This is a genomic window from Paenibacillus sp. A3, from assembly GCF_001399685.1.
GTDB lineage: Bacteria > Bacillota > Bacilli > Paenibacillales > NBRC-103111 > Paenibacillus_G.
Genome location: NZ_JTHN01000149.1, coordinates 12,667 through 32,336, shown reverse-complemented (window position 1 = coordinate 32,336; position 19,670 = coordinate 12,667). Strand labels below are relative to the sequence as shown.

Below are 19,670 nucleotides of genomic sequence, written 5' to 3'. Positions count from 1 at the left end.
CAGCCGGTTTATGTTGATTGGATAATCTGACAAGTTCGAATGTTACAATGTGAATATGAGTAGAAATTAACACTATCGGAGGGATGTTAAGCATGAGCGAATCGAATCAGGAGTATATCGTAATCTCGGGTGCGAGGGAAAACAATCTCAAGAACGTATCCTTGCGCATTCCCAAGCGGAAGATCACGATCTTCACCGGGGTATCCGGATCCGGCAAGTCCTCGATCGTCTTCGATACGATCGCTGCAGAATCCACGCGATTGCTAAATGAGAACTTCAGCATGTTCGTGCGCACTTTCCTGCCACGCTACCCGCAGCCGGATGCGGACGCAATCGAAAACCTGAGCATGGCTGTTATTGTAGATCAGAAGCGGCTGGGCGGCGGTTCCCATTCTACGATGGGCACGATTACCGATATCGCTCCCATTCTTCGTCTTCTCTTTTCCCGGGTGGGTCAGCCCTATGTTGGACAAGCGCACATGTTCTCGTTTAACGATCCGCAAGGCATGTGTCCCGAGTGCAACGGAATCGGTCGCAAATTAGGTGTCGACATGAGCAAGGCGGTGGACATGTCTAAGTCGTTGAATGAAGGGGCAGTCATGCTGCCGGACTATAAGGTAGACAGCTGGGATTGGACGATGATCGTGCAGTCGGGGTCGTTTGATCCAGACAAGAAGCTGAGCGATTATTCAGATGAGGAACTGGAGGAGCTGCTGTACGGCAAGGCGAGAAAAGTGAAGATGGATTTTGCCGGGAAGGCAACGAATATTACTGTGGAAGGCGTTATCGAGAAGTTCACAAACAAATACATCAAGCAAGATGTGAAGACGAAGTCCGAGCGCACACAAAAAGCGGTTGCACCGTACATTTCCGAGGGTCCATGCCCTAGCTGCCGCGGCGCCAGACTCAGTCAGGCTGCGCTCAGCTGCAGGATCAATGGACTCAACATTGCGGAGCTGTCTTCCATGGAGGTCGGACAGCTCATCCGCGTTATTCGGGAGGTTGACGATTCGGTCGCCGCTCCGGTCGTTTCGTCGCTGACGGAGCGGTTGCAGCATCTGGTGGATATCGGACTTGACTACTTGACGCTGGACCGTGAGACGGATACTTTGTCCGGCGGCGAGTCGCAGCGCGTTAAGATGGTGAAGCACCTGAGCGGCAGTCTGGTGGATGTCACGTATATCTTCGATGAGCCCAGCGTTGGTTTGCACCCCCGTGATGTACACCGGTTAAATGAGCTGCTGCAGAAGCTGCGCGACAAGGGCAATACCGTGATTGTCGTCGAGCATGATCCCGATGTAATCAAGGTGGCGGATCATATCGTCGACGTCGGGCCTCACGCCGGCAGCCGCGGCGGTACCATCGTGTATGAAGGAAGCTTCCAAGGCCTGCTGGAGGCAGGTACACTGACAGGCAACTATATGAAGCGGCCGCTCCAGTTGAAGCACGATTGCAGGCAGCCATCCGGTAAGCTGTCCATCAGGGATGCCACACTGCACAACCTGCGGAACGTGAGTGTAGATATTCCAACCGGAGTGTTAACCGTAGTTACGGGTGTCGCTGGCTCGGGCAAGAGCACGCTGATTAACGAAGTATTCCTCAGCCAGCATCCGGATGCGATCGTCATCGACCAATCGGCGGTAGGCGTATCAACACGCTCGAATCCCGCAACCTACACGGGCATTATGGATGATGTGCGCAAGGCGTTTGCTTCCGCGAACAAGGTGGGCCAAGGCTTGTTCAGCTTTAACTCCAAGGGGGCTTGCGAGAACTGCCAAGGGCTGGGCGTTGTGTATACAGACCTTGCATTCCTCGAGAGCGTGAAGCTGCCGTGCGAAGTATGCGGAGGTAGAAGGTTCAAGGAAGAGGTGCTCGACTACAAGCTGAACGGCAAGTCCATTGCGGAAGTGCTGGAGATGACTGTGGAGCAGGCATTGGATTTTTTCCAGCTAAAAGAAGTTGTGCGCAAGCTCCAGGCGATGAGTGATGTGGGACTAAACTATATTACACTCGGCCAGCCGCTCAGCACGCTCTCGGGCGGGGAATGCCAGCGCATCAAGCTGGCAAGCGAGCTGCATAAGAAGGGCAGCATCTACGTGATGGACGAGCCGACGACCGGCCTGCATATGTCAGATATCGGTCACCTTCTGGGGATCATGAACCGCCTCGTAGATGCCGGCAATACGGTGATCGTCATTGAGCACAACCTTGATGTGATCAGCCAAGCGGATTGGATCATCGATATGGGACCGGACGGAGGCAGCAAGGGCGGCCAGGTGGTGTTTGAGGGCACACCGGCGCAGATCATCTATGCGGAGCAGTCGATCACGGGAAGATACTTGATGTAATACATCCAATCCACTTTAGTATGCTTAACCAGGGCTTAGCGTGGTCTGAATCACCTTCGTACTGTGTTTAGCTATTTGCCGGGCGACAAGAAATTATCTCATGAACTGCCGCGTAGATCGCGGCTTTTTTGTTTTAACGATGTAAGTTCTTGTACCGAGCTCACCTATTTTTAGTTTTATATCGAAGAAGGGCAGAAGAATGCTATCAGAGCGGATCGACGATATCGCTACGAATAAGGTTCTCGGCATTCCCATTTTTCTTGCGTTCATGTATTTGACGTTCAAGCTGACGTTCGATTGGGTCGGCACTCCGCTATCCGATCAACTGGATGCTTTGCTGAACGGTCCGGTTAAGAACGTAATCAGTTCCTTGCTAGACACGTTCGGCGCCGCGGAGTTCATCAAGTCGGTCATTCTGGATGGAATCGTAAGCGGTGTGGGCGGTGTGCTGGTGTTCGTACCGCAAATTTTCATGCTTTTTCTCATCATATCCCTCATAGAGGACTCCGGCTACATGGCTCGTATTGCGTCCGTTATGGATCGGCTAATGGAAGGTGTCGGCCTGAATGGCAAGGCGTTCATCCCAATGATTATCGGCTTTGGCTGCAACGTTCCCGGTATCATGGCCGCTAGGACGATAGAGCAGCCGAAGGAGCGCTTGCTGACCATTCTGCTTACGCCGCTTATGTCGTGTTCCGCGCGATTATCGGTCTACAGCTTGTAAATCGGGACGTTTTTCAAAAGTAATCAGGCTCTTATCGTTTTATCGTTATATGTATTAGGGGTTGTCGTGGCGCTCATGTTGGCGAAGCTGTTTTCCTTGACGATCGCGAAGAGCGAACAATCCCTGTTCGTCATCGAACTACCACCGTATCGTATTCCGCAGTGGCGAACGTTGGCGCGGAGCACATGGGAGAAGGGCAAGGGATTCGTCCGAAAAGCGGGAACGTTCATTTTTGGCGGCTCGGTCGTCATATGGCTGCTCGGATATACCGGGCCTGGCGGATGGAACGTGCCGATGAACGAAAGCTTCCTCCAGGCAATCGGGTCCATCTTGGCGCCGGTTCTTGCTCCGCTCGGTTTCGGCAATTGGCAAGCGGGTGCTGCGCTGCTCACAGGATTTCTGGCGAAGGAAGTCGTCGTCTCGACGATGGGCATCATTTATGCCGCTCCTGATGATGCAGGTCTTTCGGGAATGATCTCGCAGTTTTTTACTCCACTTCAGGCTTATAGCTTTATGGTTTTTATCTTGCTTTATGTTCCATGTCTTGCGACAGTCGGGGTTATTCGAAAAGAAACGGGGGCGGCTCGATGGACGTGGTTTTCCGTCGGTTACGCGTTGGCAATAGCCTATGTGATCGCACTGGCTGTCTACCATGTCGGAAGGGTAATTGGGTTTCATTAATTTGTATTCGTTAGACGCGCTCGTTAAGGAGGAACCGTATGGTGTTCAGTGTCATTGCCGGGGTCGTTATTTTCGGGTATGCAGCTTGGTCGCTTGTCCGTTTCGTACGGAAGACGCGTCAAGGAAAATGTGCGGCGTGCTCGTTGAACAAGACGTGCTTATCCGGATGTTCTGATGCAACTGATGCAAATGTCTCGGCATCAACTACTAGCAAACAGTAATTATTGAACTTTTGGTGATAAATTGAGCATCTTAATAATCTAGTAGACGTCCATTATCATTCCATTGACGTACATTTTGTTTTCTCTAGTGTTTGTTATGAATTTGTCTAATCTGCTCCTAAATAATTCTGGCTGATTCTTATTGCTTTGTATCGTGTCGATCCGAACTCTTTTTTTGTAAAGATCTGGAAATGCTGTGAAATTCTCATATACTTGCTTTTCCGCTTTTAGCCTCTGCTCTATAACTTTATCTATTCTAAAAGAATTGTGGTCCATATCAGGAAAAACCATTCTTCCTTCATCTCTCATTAACCCCAACTTTTCGAGGCGGCGGACACGTTCTTTATTTAATTCAGTCCATGAACTTTTTTTACTTCTAGGAGACAGTCTCTGAGCCAGCGCAGTTTCAGATATTTTCTTTTTGACCCCATCGATCCATCCAAAGCACAAAGCTTCCTCGACCGCGTCCAAATATAACAACATATCAGGGGTGGGCGTCATACTAACCAAGACCCAGCAAGACTTTTCAGTTTTACAATTTTCCTGTAGCCAAATCCTCAAATCTTCTCTCGATTTTATTGGAATTAAATTTTCAATTTCCATAGATAAAATACATTATCCTTTCTAAATTGATTCATATTAATGAGTTACTGTTTGCTGGAAATGACTCTATCAAGAAACTTGTCTGCGTCACGATTAAATTTCCAGGAAACTCCAAACTTATCAACTAGCATTCCAAAGCACGAAGACCAAGGAGTATTTGATAACGGCATCATAACATTGCCACCAACGGACAAATTATTAAAGTATTCTTCCAGTGTTTGTTTATCATCAATGACTAGACTAATAAGTACATTATTTCCTTTCACCAACTCACCCATTACCATCTTCATTGAAGGCAAAATATCCGACATCATTATTTTCCCACCTGCGAATTCTATTGAAGACTCCATGATCATATTTAACTCATTTTCTGGTAATGGATAGTTTGGATCTTGTGGGAAATCCTTGAATTTAACCTTTTTTACTTCATTTGCATTTAAAGCCTCCGAATAAAATTCAATCACTTGTTCTGCAATTCCATCAAAATTTAAATATGCAATAGCTGACATAAAGTAACACCTCCTTCTTGTGATAAAAGTAGTATAATTTATAAGAGGTGACAGCAGTATGTCACCTTTTATAAATTAAGTAGAAAAAAAGAGGAGTAAATATGGAAAAGGTTGAGAGATTAATATCTATAATCATGATATTGTTGAAAAAAGATGTCGTTTCAACCAAAGAATTCACACAATTATTTAACGTTTCCAAAAGAACTATTCTTCGTGATATGGAAACGCTGAGTTTATCAAACATCCCAATCTATTCTATCAATGGAGTTAATGGTGGCTACGGTATTATGGATGAATACAAGTTTGATAAACGTCTTTTAAGTAGCTCCGATTTAGAGAATATATTAACTGCGTTGAGCGGATTGGAACAAATTCTAATTAGCGAAGAAGTTGAAGTGACTATAAAAAAAATAGAAGCAATGGTTAGCCCATTGTCTCCGAAAGGTTCAATTCGACTGTCATTTTATGATTGGGAAGGTCGGTCTGAGATTCTTCAAACTTTGAAGACATGTCAAGAATCAATATTAAAGAGAAGGTACCTTTCATTTGATTATATTGATAAAAATGGCATTAAAACGAATAGAATTGTCGAGCCATATCAGCTTCATTTTAGCGAAAAGAGTTGGTATTTGAAAGGATTCTGTTAACTAGTCGCTATTAAGGCGTTGATTTCGCCTGGCATAAAAGACCAATTCATTGAAAGGTACGGTCGAAAGAGTATTGAAAACTATAGTTCTGAATTTTTCTTAGCAACAATCTATGTTCCTCAAAACAGTATTGGATTTCAATTTTTAGCAAGTTTCGGTACAAATCTAGAAATAGTAGAGCCCAAAACGTATGTTGAAGACTTTCGAAATTATTTAAATAAAATGATGGAGAAATATTCTTAAAAAGGTCCCGTTTAACATTATTCGTAACCGCGGCTGAAATTCACGTTAGCTGCAACAGCACCCGAATTTAGACGGAACGGTTTACAAACTTCTCTTTTGAAATGGCGAATGCATGAAGCGTACAGAGCCGGTTGTGAACTTGTTGTTGCACAACGAGTTTTGGAAGCCCAAGTCAAATTAATGTTGTTCAGTACCCCGAATCACTTAGATAATAAAGTACTATGGAAAATTGCCGGTCCTAATTGGTACTAATAGAGCAGTTCTAATCATACTCTTATAAAAGAAAAAAATAGGAAGGAGGGTAAAGTTAAATTGATAAAAGTTAAGGTTAGTTTAAGTCCCGTTGTAAGTAAGCTCAATTTACCTACTGTTTTGAAAACAACTATACTTCCGGGTGATTCAATTGAAAGCTTATTTATTGCAACCCAGGTAGGAGAGATCTTTTACATACGAAACGGAGTTATAAGAACTTTTTTTGATATTAGCCCGCGAGTCATAAAACTAGGTCTTTCTAGTGGCGGATATGATGAACGGGGATTACTAGGGCTAGCATTTCATCCCGGATTCTATTATAACGGTTTGTTTTATCTGCATTATTCAGTAGCTGGAACTCAAGGTCCAGGAGCTTTTCCAGGTGCTCCTCATGAATCTTTTAAGCCTAATCCTTGTGACTCTAGAACCTTAAACCTAAAGTGGATAAATAGAGAAATTCAATACGATCATATTGATACAGTTGAAGAATATATTCTACATCCGAATGGTCAACCCCAAAAACGACGGACATTACTTAATATAAGAAGACCATTTTTTAACCATAATGGTGTCAATAGCTTAAACTTTTCACCTGAAACAGGAAATCTTATTTTGACAACCGGAGATGGCGGATCAGGCTATGACCCATTTAACTTAAGCCAAGAGGATATGGAAATCGCAGGTAAAATCATCGAAATTGATGTAGGCAAGAATACATTTATCGATAATCCAACCGTAGTTACGCGTTTTCATGAGTTACCCGTACCTATTCAGGAAACGCTTACAGTAATTGCAAAAGGAGTTCGCAATATTCCAGGCATTTCGTTTCAAAGGTTTTATAATCAGTATATCAAATATGCAGGCAATGTCGGACAGGATCTTGTAGAGTCGATTTTTTCGTTCATTCATTATAAACCAATACCGGTTACTCGGCTTCTACAAGCTTCTTTAATGAAATCTGAACCAGACCACGAAGGATTTATTAACTTTGGCTGGCGCGGGTGGGAAGGTGCATTTCCTACTTCGACAATAACAGGCTGCTCTGCAAATCCGACTTTGAATGAGAAAACAATTGCTTATTACGATGAAGCAGTAAAAACTTCAGTGAGACGTCTTCAGCCTCTAACCAGTTATTTTCATGAAGATCGCCGAACCGATAAGTTTGGAGCAACTGCACTTACAGGAGTCCAGCCATATATGGGAAATGAAATCCCCGAATTAACGGGAAACGTTGTGTTTACCGATCTGGCTCGGAAAAAAGAAGCTCAACTTCCGGTTAGAGGGGCTTTAGCTTATACCAGGGTAAGAACAGATTGTAAACTAAATGATTATAGTGTTATTGACACCGATTATAATTTTGGTACTCAATCAGCTTATTATGTTAGTTTGGGTACAAATCTGAATCAAACCAAACTATATTTAGGGGTTTATGGCTCTATGAAAGTGACTGATTTTAACCAAGGTACCGTTTTTGAAATTGTTCCATGATTGATAACGATTAAATTCGACTCGCTTTTTCTAATAATGGGATAATGTTCTTGTCGCGAGCGGCACAAACATTGTCCCATTTTCAATTTCGGGCTTTTCCGCCCATGACATAAAGGACAACCCCCTGTTCATATTACTTATGAATGTGTGAACAAACTGGGATGAGGGGTTCACCGCATATCCGCATCTGGTGTCCGCGTTTCAAAACCTCATAAATTTGCAAACCAACGATTCTTACGGCCCGGCTTATGCTAAAGGTAGAGTGCTGCATATGGATAAAGCCAGCCGCTTTTTCTAGCGAGCGAGGAGGGAGCTTCGTTTTGAATAAATGGAAGGCTTGTCTGGAACTCGTTCGTTTCCCCAACTTATTTACAGCAATGGCCGATATTATGGCGGGCGGATGGATTGCTTATGGCATTTGGCAAAATTTTCACATCGGTGCTCTGCTTTCCTTGATCATTTCAAGCGTCTGTTTATATGCAATGGGCGTAGCGTTGAACGATTATATGGATTACACTCTCGACAAAATGGAACGTCCCGAAAGGCCGCTGCCTTCCGGGCGCATAAAGCGCTCATTTGCGCTAACGTTAATTTGCATGTTGGGAATATGCGGACTCGGTATCGCGTATTTCGTCGGCTGGGCCAGTTTCATGATAGCTTGCGCGTTGGTTGCATGCATCTATCTGTATAACAGCTTTCTGAAAAACGATCATCTTTTCGGGCCGGTAAATATGGGGATATGCCGCGGTTTAAATTTATTGCTGGGCATCAGCCTGATCCCTTCGCAATTATCGGCCTTTTGGTGGATGTCCCTGGTCCCTTTTGTGTATATTGCCATGGTCACGGCTTTGTCCAAGGGAGAAGTAGGGGAGGATCTTTATCCGAAACGTGTCTGGACGATGAGCGTGACGATTCCCGTTTGTTCGATTGCGGTCCTATTCTTTGGCGGCCGGGAGACGCTTTTCGTAACCCTTATCGCAGTTTTCCTTTTCCTAGTCTGGACGTTTAGAGGGATGTATGCTTCCATCAAACTTCCGAATGCCATACATATTCGCAAAGCGGTGGGAACTTGCATTATCGGCTTGCCTCTTTTGAATGCTGCAATCGCCACGTCAATTGGGGGAATGACGGCATGGCTGACCGTAACGATTTTCATGCTGTTAAGCTACGCTTGGTCCCGAGCATTTTCGGTTACATGAAGGAGGGGAGAATATGAAAAAACAACATGTGCTTGTGCTCGACATCGTCAGCTTGTGTCCGGAGCATTTGCAAGATGCAGAGTTGTTACCCAATGTTCGTCAGCTTCTAGATGAGGGCCATCATATTAAAGTGAATCCCGTTTTTCCGGCGGTGACCGGGACGGTTCAAGCAACATACATAACGGGAAAACCTCCCGCGGAACACGGGATTATTTGCAACGGTCTTCCGGACCGAGATTATAAAGAAATTACGATGTGGAACCAAACGATGGTTCCTATCCAGGGCGAAAAGCTGTGGGAAACGTTGAAGAAGGCGGATGCAGAGGCGAAGACCGCAATCTTTTTTTGGCAATTTAGTAAATTGAGCTCGGCTGATTATGTCGTAACCCCTGCACCAATCCATTTGGAGAATCGTATGATCCAGTGGTACGCTTCCAAACCGAACGGGTTATATTCGCAGCTCCGCGAACAGCTTGGGGAGTTTGATTTGCGAACGTTTTGGGGACCTTTGGCATCCGTCCAATCCAGCGATTGGATCCTGAAGGCAGCTATTGACGTGTTGGAGAACTATAGACCAAGATTGTCACTCGTTTACTTGCCGAACCTCGACTACAATGCGCAAAGATTTGGACCCGGTAGCGGACAAGCGAAGCAATCGTTAAAGGAGATTGACGGGCTGATCGGATATTTGGTGGAAGAGCTGAAACGCCGGCGGCTTTATGAAGATACGAGGATCGTTTTACTGTCGGAGTATGCCTTCAAACCGGTTCGACGCCCGATTTATATTAACCGATTTCTGCGAAAGCTGGGATATCAGGTTGTTGACAGGGTAGGAGAGATGGAATTTATCAATATGGAGAACTCCAGGGCTTTCGCCCTTGCGGATCACCAGTTGGCTCATGTTTATATCACAAATGCCAACGATATCCCCGAAGTGAAACGGGTTTTACAAGAATTGCCGGGCATCGCCGAGGTTTGGGGAGAGGACGAGAAAAAGCAACATCGCATCGATCACGAACGGTCCGGCGAATTAATAGCCATAGCGGAGCCTGATAGCTGGTTCGTTTATTATTGGTGGTTAGAGGATGAGCGAGCGCCTGAATTTGCTCACACTGTGGATATTCACCGAAAGCCCGGTTACGATCCGGTCGAGTTGTTCGTTGATCCGAAAACGTACCGTATTCCTTTACAGCCGGAGTTGATTCGGGGATCGCATGGATTGCCGGTAAGAGGAGAAAACGATCAAATCTCGATGATTGTAAGCGGCCGGGATATGGATTTGCCGCAAGAATTGGATGCCACGGAAGTCCACAATCTTCTGTTGCGGCTTTGTTTAAGCTAAGAGACGAGGAGTGAGGATGATGAAATTTTTTGATCCGCATATTCATTGTTATTCCCGCACTACCGACGACTACGAGAGGATGAGCTTATCCGGTGTGCAGGCGGTTGTCGAGCCCTCTTTCTGGCTTGGAAGCGAACGCCGATATCCGGAGTCGTACTTCGATTATTTCCGGCATATCCTCGAATTTGAGCCGAAACGGGCGAAGGAGTACGGGATTGATCATTTCAGCTGCGTGGCGATGAATCCGAAAGAAGCGAACAAACTGGAACTCGCACATCGGGTGATTGACGGCCTGCCGGAGTATTATCGGCATGAACGCTGTCTGGCCGTAGGCGAAGTCGGGTTCGATCTGATCACGGATGCGGAAGAAGAAATAATGCGGCGCCAGCTCCTCATGGCAAAAGAAATGAATATGCTTGTCATGGTGCATACCCCCCATCGCAATAAAAGAGAAGGCACCGAGCGTACAATCAAAGTATTAAAGGAAGTCAATCTCGATCCCGATCAAGTTTTGATCGACCATAATAACCTCGAGACGATTGACCTCTCGATAGCTTACGGGGGATGGAGCGGGATGACGATTTATCCGACCAAGGTTTCCCCCGAGATCGCGATCGAAATATTCGATCGGTACGGGACAGAGCGTATGCTGATTAATTCCGCGGCCGATTGGGGTCCGGCCAACCCGCTTAGTATCGTGAAAACAGCCCTTGAAATGAGAAGGAAAGAGTATGGGGAAGATGTGATTCAACAATTGGTATGGGATAATCCGGTCCGCTTTTACAGCCAGTCGGGCAAGCTGCGATTGGGAGAATGGATCAAGGAGAAGCAGGGATGAGCGACGTTAGGAAACCGATGACCGGCCAAGAGTATTTGGACAGTCTGCGCGATGACCGGGAGATTTGGCTAAACGGTCAGCGTGTACAGAATATTGTGAACCATCCGGCTTTCCGAAATTCCGCGCGTTCTGTTGCACGGCTTTATGATGCATTGCATGATCCCAAGGATCACGATGTATTAACAACGCCTGTCGATATCCCGGGAGGCAGCTACACCCATCGCTTTTTTAAAGTTAGCCGAAACACGGAGGAATTGTTAGCGTCACGCGAGGCAATAGCCGCTTGGGCGCGCCTTACCTACGGCTGGATGGGTCGGACACCGGATTACAAGGGCGCTTTTCTTGGAACTCTCGGCGGCAACCCGGAGTTCTATGCCCCATTTGAGAATAACGCCCGCCGGTGGTACGGAGAAGCGCAGAGGAAGGTATTATTTATCAATCACGCCCTCATCAATCCGCCGGTGGATAGAAACAAACCGGTGCATGCCGTGTCCGATGTTTTTATCAACGTGGAAAAGGAAACCGATGCCGGGATCATTGTCAGCGGCGCTAAAATGGTAGCCACTGGTTCCGCGCTGACCAATTGCCATTTTGTCGCTCATAACGGAACGTTGCCCGTTCAAAAAGAGGAGTTTGCTCTCGCTTTCTTCGCCGCCCACGATACGCCCGGAGTGAAGATGATTTGCCGCCCTTCCTACGAACTCCATTCCGCCGTATTAGGCAGCCCGTTCGATAACCCGCTTTCAAGCCGTATGGATGAGAATGATGCCGTCCTTATTTTTGATAAAGCCTTGATTCCGTGGGAAAACATCCTGGTTTATCGGGATATTGAAAAAGCGAATGCTTTCTTCCCGCGTTCCGGGTTCGTCCATTTGTTTATGTTTCACGGATGTACCCGTTTGGCAGTCAAGCTTGACTTTATCGCGGGCCTGCTGTTAAAAGTCGTTGAATCTTCGGGAACCGGCGATTTCCGCGGGGTGAAAGCAAAAGTCGGAGAAATGATTGCGTGGCGAAATATGTTCTGGGCCATAAGTACCGCAATGGCAAAAGATCCGAATCCGGGTCCTAATGGAACGGTTTTGCCGAATGTCGAACACGGAACGGCTTACAGAGTGTTTTCTCCCATGGCCTGGACGCGTATAAAAGAAATTATCGAAGACGTGGTGGGAGGAGGGCTCATCGTACAGCCTTCCAGTACGGCGGATTTTAAAAATCCGGAGCTTCGTCCTTATTTAGAGAGATTTTACCGTGGCTCGGGCGGGTATGACAGCATGGAGAAGATTAAGCTGAATAAATTGCTCTGGGACGCTATCGGGAGCGAATTTGGCGGCCGGCATGGGCTATACGAACGAAATTATACCGGCAATTTTGAAGATATCCGCATTCACGCACTGATGGAAGCAGTAAACAGCGGCTCTGCCGAGGCGTTCAAGAGCATGGTGGAGAAGTGCATGAGCGATTATGACCTCGATGGTTGGACGGACTCGACCTGGATCGATCCGCACGATGTCAATCTGGTGCAAAGATAAGAATGGTCCCAAATCAAAAGAACGCTAACCGTAATCGGATCAGCGTTCTTTTTCTTACTTTCTTCCATGAATAAACAGTACTGATGATGGAAATCCGGGCCGAATGATCTCCGATTCACCCGAATATAATGGTAACGAGTTAAAGGGAATGGGGAATTGGGATGACCGCAGCCGCCAAATCGCCGTCCGTCGTTTTTGAGAACGTTTCTTTCCGTTTTTCGGAGCATGGCGAATGGATCGTAAAAGATATCAATATCAGCATTGCTCCTGGCGAATGGATATCCATCGTGGGAGGAAACGGCTCGGGAAAGTCGACCTTCGTTAAATTAGTGAACGGCTTGTTGAAACCAAGTCTGGGAAAGGTGCTCGTCTTCGGGGAATCTACCGATTCTGCGAATATTCGAAATATCCGTCAGTTGGTTGGCATGGTTTTTCAAAATCCAGATGAACAGACGGTCGGCGTTACGGTCGAAGAGGATATCGCGTTCGGCCTGCAAAACCTAATGTTCCCGCGGGATGAGATGATATCACGAATAGACCGTATATTGAAATTGCTGCAATTGGAAGAGCTGCGGTACCGTCCCGTTCGAACGTTGTCCGGCGGGCAAAAGCAATTGGTTGCGATCGCAGGCATACTCGTCATGCATCCGCGAATCATTATTTTCGATGAAGCCTCGTCCATGCTGGACCCGCAAAATGCCGGCAAGTTGCTAGGCGTCATGTCCGAGCTTCATCGTATGGGACTTACCGTCATTCAGGTGACTCATGATCCGGAGGACATCTGGAAGGCGGACCGGATTTTGGTGCTTAATCATGGACGCCTCGCTTTTGCCGGAGACGTCCCCTCATTAATGAAGCAATCCGACATTCTCGAAGAAGCTCAGACGCTCCCGCCGTTTCTAGTTCGTTTACAAAAAGCGCTCCGCACGAAAGGTATGGAACTGCCTGCCTGCTGCGGATCGGAAAAGGAATTGGCCAAATCGATATGGGAATCGAATTCCGCGATGTAAGCTATACGCATGCCAAAAGGACTGCCGTGGAGCATAAAGCGGTCAACGGCATTACGTTTTCCATACCTGACGGGCAATTTGCCGCCATCATGGGTTCCTCCGGGTCCGGCAAAACCACTTTGGGACAGCTGGGCGCCGGTTTATTAATGCCTGAAACCGGTCTCGTATATGTGGATCATATCCCGACGAACAGCAGAAAAAACCGGTCCGATATATCGAAGAAAGTCGCTTACGTTTCTCAATTTCCCGAGCACCAGTTGTTTGAAGAAACGGCATTCCGGGATATCCGTTACGGGCTTCGCCGGAAGAAGTATAGCGAGCGGGAAATAACGGCAAAAGTGAAAGACGCGATGGAATGCGTTGGACTTTCCTTTGAAGCATACAAGGATCGCTCTCCTTTTCAGCTCAGCGGCGGAGAACAAAGACGGGTTGCATTGGCCGGAGCCGTCGTTCTGGAGCCAAAGATTCTGATTTTGGATGAGCCTACGGCCGGACTGGATTCGTTGACACGCGGGAAGTTTCTCGCTTTGCTGACCGTTCTTCAACGAACAAAGCATATGACTATCGTCTGCATTACCCATCATCTGCAGGATGCTTTGGAATATGCGGATCGTCTGGTCATTTTAAATAACGGAAGACTAGTCTATGATTTGAAACCTGCCGAAATTCGATGCGTGTTGGAAGATCCCGCTATAGCTTTATCTCCAACACCTTTACTGCGCTTCCGCAAGGAACTCGAATCCTTTTTCCCCGGAAAAATCGATTCGGAGCTCATTCAAGAAAACAAGCTCCTCGCCTTCATAACCGACCGACTGATGCGCACATAGGAGATGAACCATGAGCAGCTTCGGAGCTTTATCCACTCTGCAATATGTACCCGGCGATTCTTTCCTGCACCGGCTGGATCCCCGTTCGAAATATGGGTTTGTCGCAAGTTATTCGATAAGTCTTGTTTCTTCCCATTCATTTACGGCAAGCCTCATTTATACGCTTGTCGCTTTATTCTTGTTTCTGCTTTCCAAACTCCGCCTATACTTATTATGGGAAAATATTCGAGGACTTTTTATCGTCATGATCATATTAAATTACTTTCAAATCGTATTAAACGGAGTAGAGGGCGCAGCGCTAATGACGCTTAAAATGATTTCTTTTATTCTAATGGTCACGTTATTATTATCGACTACGCCGCCAGAAAAACAAACGGAGGGGCTGCATAAATTGTTTTCCCCATTGCGCCGCATTGGGCAAAGCCGTTACCGCGGATGGAATCCGCATCGCTATTGGCCCGCGTCGGTGCCAACCAAACAAAGGCACTTGTCACGATCGCCTTTCTAGGTGCACTAACCGCATTATTCCAATCGGCGGGAGGCTTTTTTCCGGGGCCGGGTTACTTGCTCAGCCTGCTATCGACAGCTCCGGCTGTATTGGCGGCGCTCATTTCATTACGCTCGGGACTTACCGTCTATGCGCTTAGCATCGTGTTACTACTCCTCATTCAACCAAGCGAATTGATCGTCTTTCCGTTTACAACGGGATTGCTCGGGCTGGCATTAGGCTTCAGCATTGCGCGCTCCAAAAATCGGATTCAGGTTGTCTTGTTTTCCGCTCTCGCGTTATGGGCCGGAATTGCGCTGGTGTTATACGCCTTGCGCTTTCCGCTGCTAGGACCTTCGGTCGCCCTGAGCTTTGATATTGCTACGGCAACGTATATCTTTCTATTTAGTTTGCTTTATAGCGCGATATGGACGGAAATCAGCCTCCGGATATTAGCGAGATTAAGAAAATCCGTACGCTAGCGGGCAGTTTAGTAACGCAACCTCAGGATTTCCTGAGACTGCATAGAACCGCAAGGTGACTATGCAGTGACGGAGTCGGCTTGAACTAAGTTTTTAGATGTGACTAATAGTAGTGGAAAATCAAAAAGAACCTGGATAGTTTAACCAGGTTCTTTTTATGTTGCACATAAAGAAACGCGATGATATAATCAGATTACGACTGTTCGCGTTAAATGGTTATAGTTATTTCATCTTACAATTTAATTGTATCATGCCGGTGAGCTCTTGTCAAATGTGTTTCTCAATTTAATGGTTAGGAGAGATGTAGAATGAGTTCTTTGGTTCTCGATTTTCAGGAAATGGAAAAAACGCAGCTTTTGCTCGTTGGCGGAAAAGGGTTAAATTTAGGGGAATTATCAAAAATTCAAGGAATACAAGTACCAGAAGGATTTTGTGTTACAACCGTAGGATATCAAAAAGCCATCGAACAAAACGAAACGTATCATGCTTTGTTGGATCGACTAACCACTCTAAAATTAGAGGATCGAGATCAAATTGGTGAAATCAGCGGGAAGATTCGACAAAGCATTATGGACGTAGAAATTCCTTCCGATGTCGTGAAAGCTGTTGCTCACTATCTCTCCCGGTTTGGCGAGGAACATGCTTATGCAGTGCGTTCTAGTGCGACTGCTGAAGATTTGCCACATGCCTCTTTTGCTGGCCAACAAGACACCTATTTGAATATCATCGGCAAAGAAGCGATCTTGCAGCATATCAGCAAATGTTGGGCTTCCCTGTTTACGGATCGCGCGGTAATCTACCGTATGCAAAATGGATTCGACCACAGTCAAGTTTATTTATCCGTTATCGTTCAAAGGATGGTTTTCCCGCAGGCTTCGGGGATTTTATTTACTGCTGATCCAATTACCTCCAACCGAAAGCTGCTATCCATCGATGCCAGCTTTGGACTTGGGGAAGCACTGGTCTCCGGCTTGGTATCTGCCGATTGTTATAAAGTACAGGAAGGGCAAATTGTCGATAAGAGGATAGCAACCAAAAAATTGGCTATCTATGGACGAAAAGAAGGCGGAACAGAGACACAGCAGATCGATCCTGATCAGCAAAAGACTCAAACCCTTACTGAAGAACAAATTTTACAATTAGCACGCATTGGAAGACAGATCGAAGCTTATTTTGGTTGCCCACAAGATATCGAATGGTGTTTAGCCCACGATACATTTTATATTGTCCAGAGCCGGCCAATCACTACTTTATACCCGATCCCTGAAGCGAATGATCAAGAAAATCACGTTTACGTATCTGTCGGTCACCAACAAATGATGACCGATCCCATGAAACCATTGGGATTGTCTTTTTATCTGTTACTAGCTCCTGCGCCCATGCGTAAAGCCGGCGGAAGGTTGTTTGTTGATGTTTCACTTATGTTGGCTTCACCTTCCGGCAGGGAAACTTTAATAAATGTCCTGGGAAAAAACGATCCGCTCATAAAAGATGCATTGACGACCGTCATAGAGCGGGGAAATTTTATAAAATCGATACCGGATGATAAGAAAGAACAGAGTTACGGTAAAAGCAATCAAGGTCCGGCGCCTGCGAATTATCAAACACTAAACGATTACGATCCGACAGTCGTTTCTGATTTGATTAAGCGAAGTGAATCATCGATCGAAGAGTTAAAACATAAGATCCAAACGAAATCAGGGGCGGATCTATTTGATTTTATCCTGGAAGATATCCAGGAATTAAGGAAGAGGAAGATATCTGATCCACAAAGCTTTGGTGTGATTATGACTGCTATGAATGCTTCATCATGGATCAATGAAAAAATGATGGAGTGGTTGGGTGAAAAAAACGCAGCAGATACGCTGTCTCAATCTGTACCAAACAATATCACTTCGGAAATGGGCCTGGCTCTAATGGATGTCGCAGATGTGATACGTCCTTATCCGGAAGTCGTTAATTATTTACAACATGTAATAGATGATCACTTTTTGGATGAACTGGTTAAATTTAATGGCGGACAGGAAACCCAAGACGCGATCTATGCTTATCTCAACAAATACGGAATGCGATGCGCCGGAGAAATCGATATTACCAGAACCCGTTGGAGCGAAAAACCAATTACACTTGTCCCCATGATTCTGGGTAACATCAAAAACTTTAAGCCTAATGCCGGAAAGCGGAAATTTGAGCAAGGGCGACAGGAAGCTTTAAAAAAAGAACAAGAATTATTAGATCGATTGAAGCAATTACCGGATGGCGAACAAAAAGCCAAAGAAACAAAACGAATGATCGACCTAGTCCGGAATCTCATTGGATATCGGGAATATCCAAAATATGGATATATTAATCACTACTTCGTTTATAAGCAGGCTTTACTGAAAGAAGCCGAACAACTCGTACAAGCGGGCGTTATTCATGAAAAAGAAGATATCTATTACCTCACTTTTGAAGAGCTTCACGAAGCCGTACGCACAAATAAATTGGATTACAAGATCGTCGGCAAACGAAAAGACGAGTACAAGTTATATGAAAAACTAACTCCGCCACGTGTTATCACGTCTGATGGCGAAATCATTGCAGGCAAGTACAAACGAGAAAATCTCCCAGCCGAGGCTATTGTAGGGCTACCTGTTTCTTCCGGAGTTATTGAGGGGCGAGCACGTGTCATCTTAAACATGGAAGATGCTGATCTGGAAGATGGAGATATTTTAGTCACCTCGTTTACTGACCCTAGCTGGACACCATTGTTTGTATCCATCAAAGGCTTAGTCACTGAAGTTGGCGGACTGATGACCCATGGAGCAGTTATCGCACGTGAATATGGCTTGCCAGCAGTTGTCGGAGTGGAGAATGCTACTAAGCTGATCAAAGACGGACAAAGAATCCGGGTGAATGGAACAGAAGGGTATATCGAAATATTGTAATGGCTGAATACGTCGGTTACCCTGGTTAGCAGTTGCAATGTATGGCGTCGCTGAGGCCTCACGAAACTGGTGGACCGCAAAAAATTGCAGATCAAAATGATGAAGATCTTCGAATGTTGCATTAATTGGGCGGGGGATTACGAGGGGGATAGATCAGGCAGGCGACTCAACTGCGGTTGAGTCGCCATTTTTTGGCGGATGCAAGCGACGAAGCCAACCGCATACGTCACGTCGGCCGCTTCATGCCCCGCTGCATTGGCGTCAGTCAGCCTGATCACGTTTTCGATTTCGCTCTGCGCTGGAGACGAGGCTTGTTAAAAGCGCCGTTATCGCTAAACACTTCTATGCAACAGACTCCAACACCTGCCAGGCACATCGGATTCAAACATTTCAATGCTTCCTGTATCAGCCATTGTCACGTAGCAGGTTCTTCCATCAGGTCCCCCAAATGTAAGGTTGGTACAGTTTTTACCAATAAGGAAAATTTCGCTTAGTAAAAGACCATCAGGGGAAATCTTCGCCACCACACCTTTGCCAGGGCGAGTAACAAACAAATTGCCTGCCACATCACAGCGCATTCCATCAAGTTCAAAATCACGGAACTCTACCAATAAGCGTTTATTACTCAATTCATAAGTACTTGATAGATCATATACCCATATTCTTCTTTGCAATGATTCATTTACATATATTTTTTTACCGTCAGGACTAACTTCAATTCCATTTGTCGTTCCCATATTCCTTTCTAATAAATGGGTGTCTCCATTTGTATGAATACGCCACAATTGTCCCTTATTATGTTGGATCCAATTGGGGTCACTAGCGAATAAAACACCTTGTTCGGTTATCGCTAAATCATTAGGCTGGTTCATTGCAGGGTCATGAGCATGTACACGGATCTCTTTCGTTTCAAGGTTAACGGCGAAGATATTATGTTTTTTAAAATCTGCGATGTACATAGTTCCATTAGGGTCAATACGTGTCCCGCATCCGGTACTGCCCGTAGGCAATTCAATAAAGACACTGCTTTTTCCATTTGGGGTTACTTTGCCAACCGTGCCATCTCTTTGAAAATTAACGGCGTAAATATTCCCGTATTTATCGCATGAAGGACCTTCTATTTTGCGTGTAAATCCATCCGTTAGAATTTTGCTCTTAAATAACTCAAATCGCATGGTTAAAATCTCCTTTCCTTAATAAAAGGACTCACTTAGTATGTTTATTTTCCGCTAGTCAAAAAAGTACGTTAAACGCAAAAAATTCAATTTGAGAATCTGGCCTCGGATAAATCAGTTAAATCTGATTTTGAACTT

Annotated in this window: 14 protein-coding genes and 3 pseudogenes; 14 read left to right on the top strand and 3 right to left on the bottom strand. The window is 45.7% G+C overall.

The genetic code is table 11. The features are described from left to right. Positions 1–92: 92 nt before the first annotated feature. The 3 genes and pseudogenes from QJ48_RS22610 (at position 93) to QJ48_RS36190 (ending at position 3,974) form a co-directional block, all read left to right on the top strand. Positions 93–2,348: an excinuclease ABC subunit UvrA gene (locus QJ48_RS22610; protein WP_054975747.1), complete on the top strand. Its 2,256-nt coding sequence runs from the start codon at positions 93–95 to the stop codon at positions 2,346–2,348. A 202-nt stretch (positions 2,349–2,550) separates the two neighbouring features. Next, positions 2,551–3,753, top strand: a pseudogene (feoB, locus tag QJ48_RS22605) (ferrous iron transport protein B); the annotation flags it as partial. 38 nt (positions 3,754–3,791) lie between these two features. Then, the gene (locus tag QJ48_RS36190; RefSeq protein ID WP_082420637.1) at positions 3,792–3,974 is read left to right on the top strand and encodes a FeoB-associated Cys-rich membrane protein; all 183 of its coding nucleotides are present in this window, start codon (positions 3,792–3,794) and stop codon (positions 3,972–3,974) included. A 31-nt stretch (positions 3,975–4,005) separates the two neighbouring features. Here QJ48_RS36190 and QJ48_RS22600 read toward each other — a convergent pair. Next, positions 4,006–4,577: pseudogene (locus QJ48_RS22600) on the bottom strand (YdeI family protein). Positions 4,578–4,621: 44 nt separating this feature from the next. Next, positions 4,622–5,086, bottom strand: a complete 465-nt coding sequence (locus QJ48_RS22595) for a VOC family protein (protein ID WP_054975746.1) — start codon at positions 5,084–5,086, stop codon at positions 4,622–4,624. A 101-nt stretch (positions 5,087–5,187) separates the two neighbouring features. Between QJ48_RS22595 and QJ48_RS22590 the strand changes: the two are divergent. The 11 genes and pseudogenes from QJ48_RS22590 (at position 5,188) to ppsA (ending at position 18,357) form a co-directional block, all read left to right on the top strand. Next, positions 5,188–5,976: pseudogene (locus tag QJ48_RS22590) on the top strand (helix-turn-helix transcriptional regulator). 312 nt (positions 5,977–6,288) lie between these two features. Then, positions 6,289–7,716 carry a sorbosone dehydrogenase family protein gene (locus tag QJ48_RS22585; RefSeq protein ID WP_054975745.1) on the top strand — a complete coding sequence of 476 codons (1,428 nt, stop codon included), beginning with the start codon at positions 6,289–6,291 and terminating at the stop codon, positions 7,714–7,716. A gap of 320 nt (positions 7,717–8,036) precedes the next feature. Further along, complete coding sequence (gene eboC, locus QJ48_RS22580; protein WP_237763025.1) at positions 8,037–8,915, top strand: UbiA-like protein EboC; 879 nt, start codon at positions 8,037–8,039, stop codon at positions 8,913–8,915. A 13-nt stretch (positions 8,916–8,928) separates the two neighbouring features. Next, the gene (locus QJ48_RS22575) at positions 8,929–10,257 is read left to right on the top strand and encodes an alkaline phosphatase family protein (RefSeq protein WP_063858143.1); all 1,329 of its coding nucleotides are present in this window, start codon (positions 8,929–8,931) and stop codon (positions 10,255–10,257) included. 16 nt (positions 10,258–10,273) lie between these two features. Next, positions 10,274–11,095: a TatD family hydrolase gene (locus QJ48_RS22570; protein ID WP_237763024.1), complete on the top strand. Its 822-nt coding sequence runs from the start codon at positions 10,274–10,276 to the stop codon at positions 11,093–11,095. Beyond that, positions 11,092–12,624, top strand: coding sequence for a 4-hydroxyphenylacetate 3-hydroxylase N-terminal domain-containing protein (locus tag QJ48_RS22565; RefSeq protein ID WP_054975743.1), 1,533 nt, complete (start codon positions 11,092–11,094; stop codon positions 12,622–12,624). The genes QJ48_RS22570 and QJ48_RS22565 overlap by 4 nt, the downstream gene beginning before the upstream one ends. A gap of 161 nt (positions 12,625–12,785) precedes the next feature. Then, a complete protein-coding gene (locus QJ48_RS22560; protein WP_054975742.1) occupies positions 12,786–13,634 on the top strand; it encodes an ATP-binding cassette domain-containing protein in 849 nt (282 codons plus the stop codon). Next, complete coding sequence (locus QJ48_RS22555) at positions 13,610–14,461, top strand: ATP-binding cassette domain-containing protein (protein WP_054975741.1); 852 nt, start codon at positions 13,610–13,612, stop codon at positions 14,459–14,461. Before QJ48_RS22560 ends, QJ48_RS22555 begins: the two co-directional genes overlap by 25 nt. A 10-nt stretch (positions 14,462–14,471) precedes the next feature. Continuing rightward, a complete protein-coding gene (locus QJ48_RS36185) occupies positions 14,472–14,969 on the top strand; it encodes an energy-coupling factor transporter transmembrane protein EcfT (RefSeq protein ID WP_082420635.1) in 498 nt (165 codons plus the stop codon). Further along, positions 14,897–15,430 (top strand): DUF2232 domain-containing protein, encoded by a 534-nt coding sequence (locus tag QJ48_RS22550; RefSeq protein WP_054975740.1) that lies wholly within the window; start codon positions 14,897–14,899, stop codon positions 15,428–15,430. Before QJ48_RS36185 ends, QJ48_RS22550 begins: the two co-directional genes overlap by 73 nt. A gap of 308 nt (positions 15,431–15,738) precedes the next feature. Continuing rightward, positions 15,739–18,357, top strand: a complete 2,619-nt coding sequence (gene ppsA / locus QJ48_RS22545; protein ID WP_054975739.1) for a phosphoenolpyruvate synthase — start codon at positions 15,739–15,741, stop codon at positions 18,355–18,357. Positions 18,358–18,689: 332 nt separating this feature from the next. Here the strand turns inward: ppsA and QJ48_RS22540 are convergent, their stop codons facing one another. Then, entirely contained in the window at positions 18,690–19,532 is an 843-nt protein-coding gene (locus tag QJ48_RS22540) for an SMP-30/gluconolactonase/LRE family protein (protein WP_054975738.1), read from the bottom strand. Between the last annotated feature and the right edge of the window lie 138 nt (positions 19,533–19,670).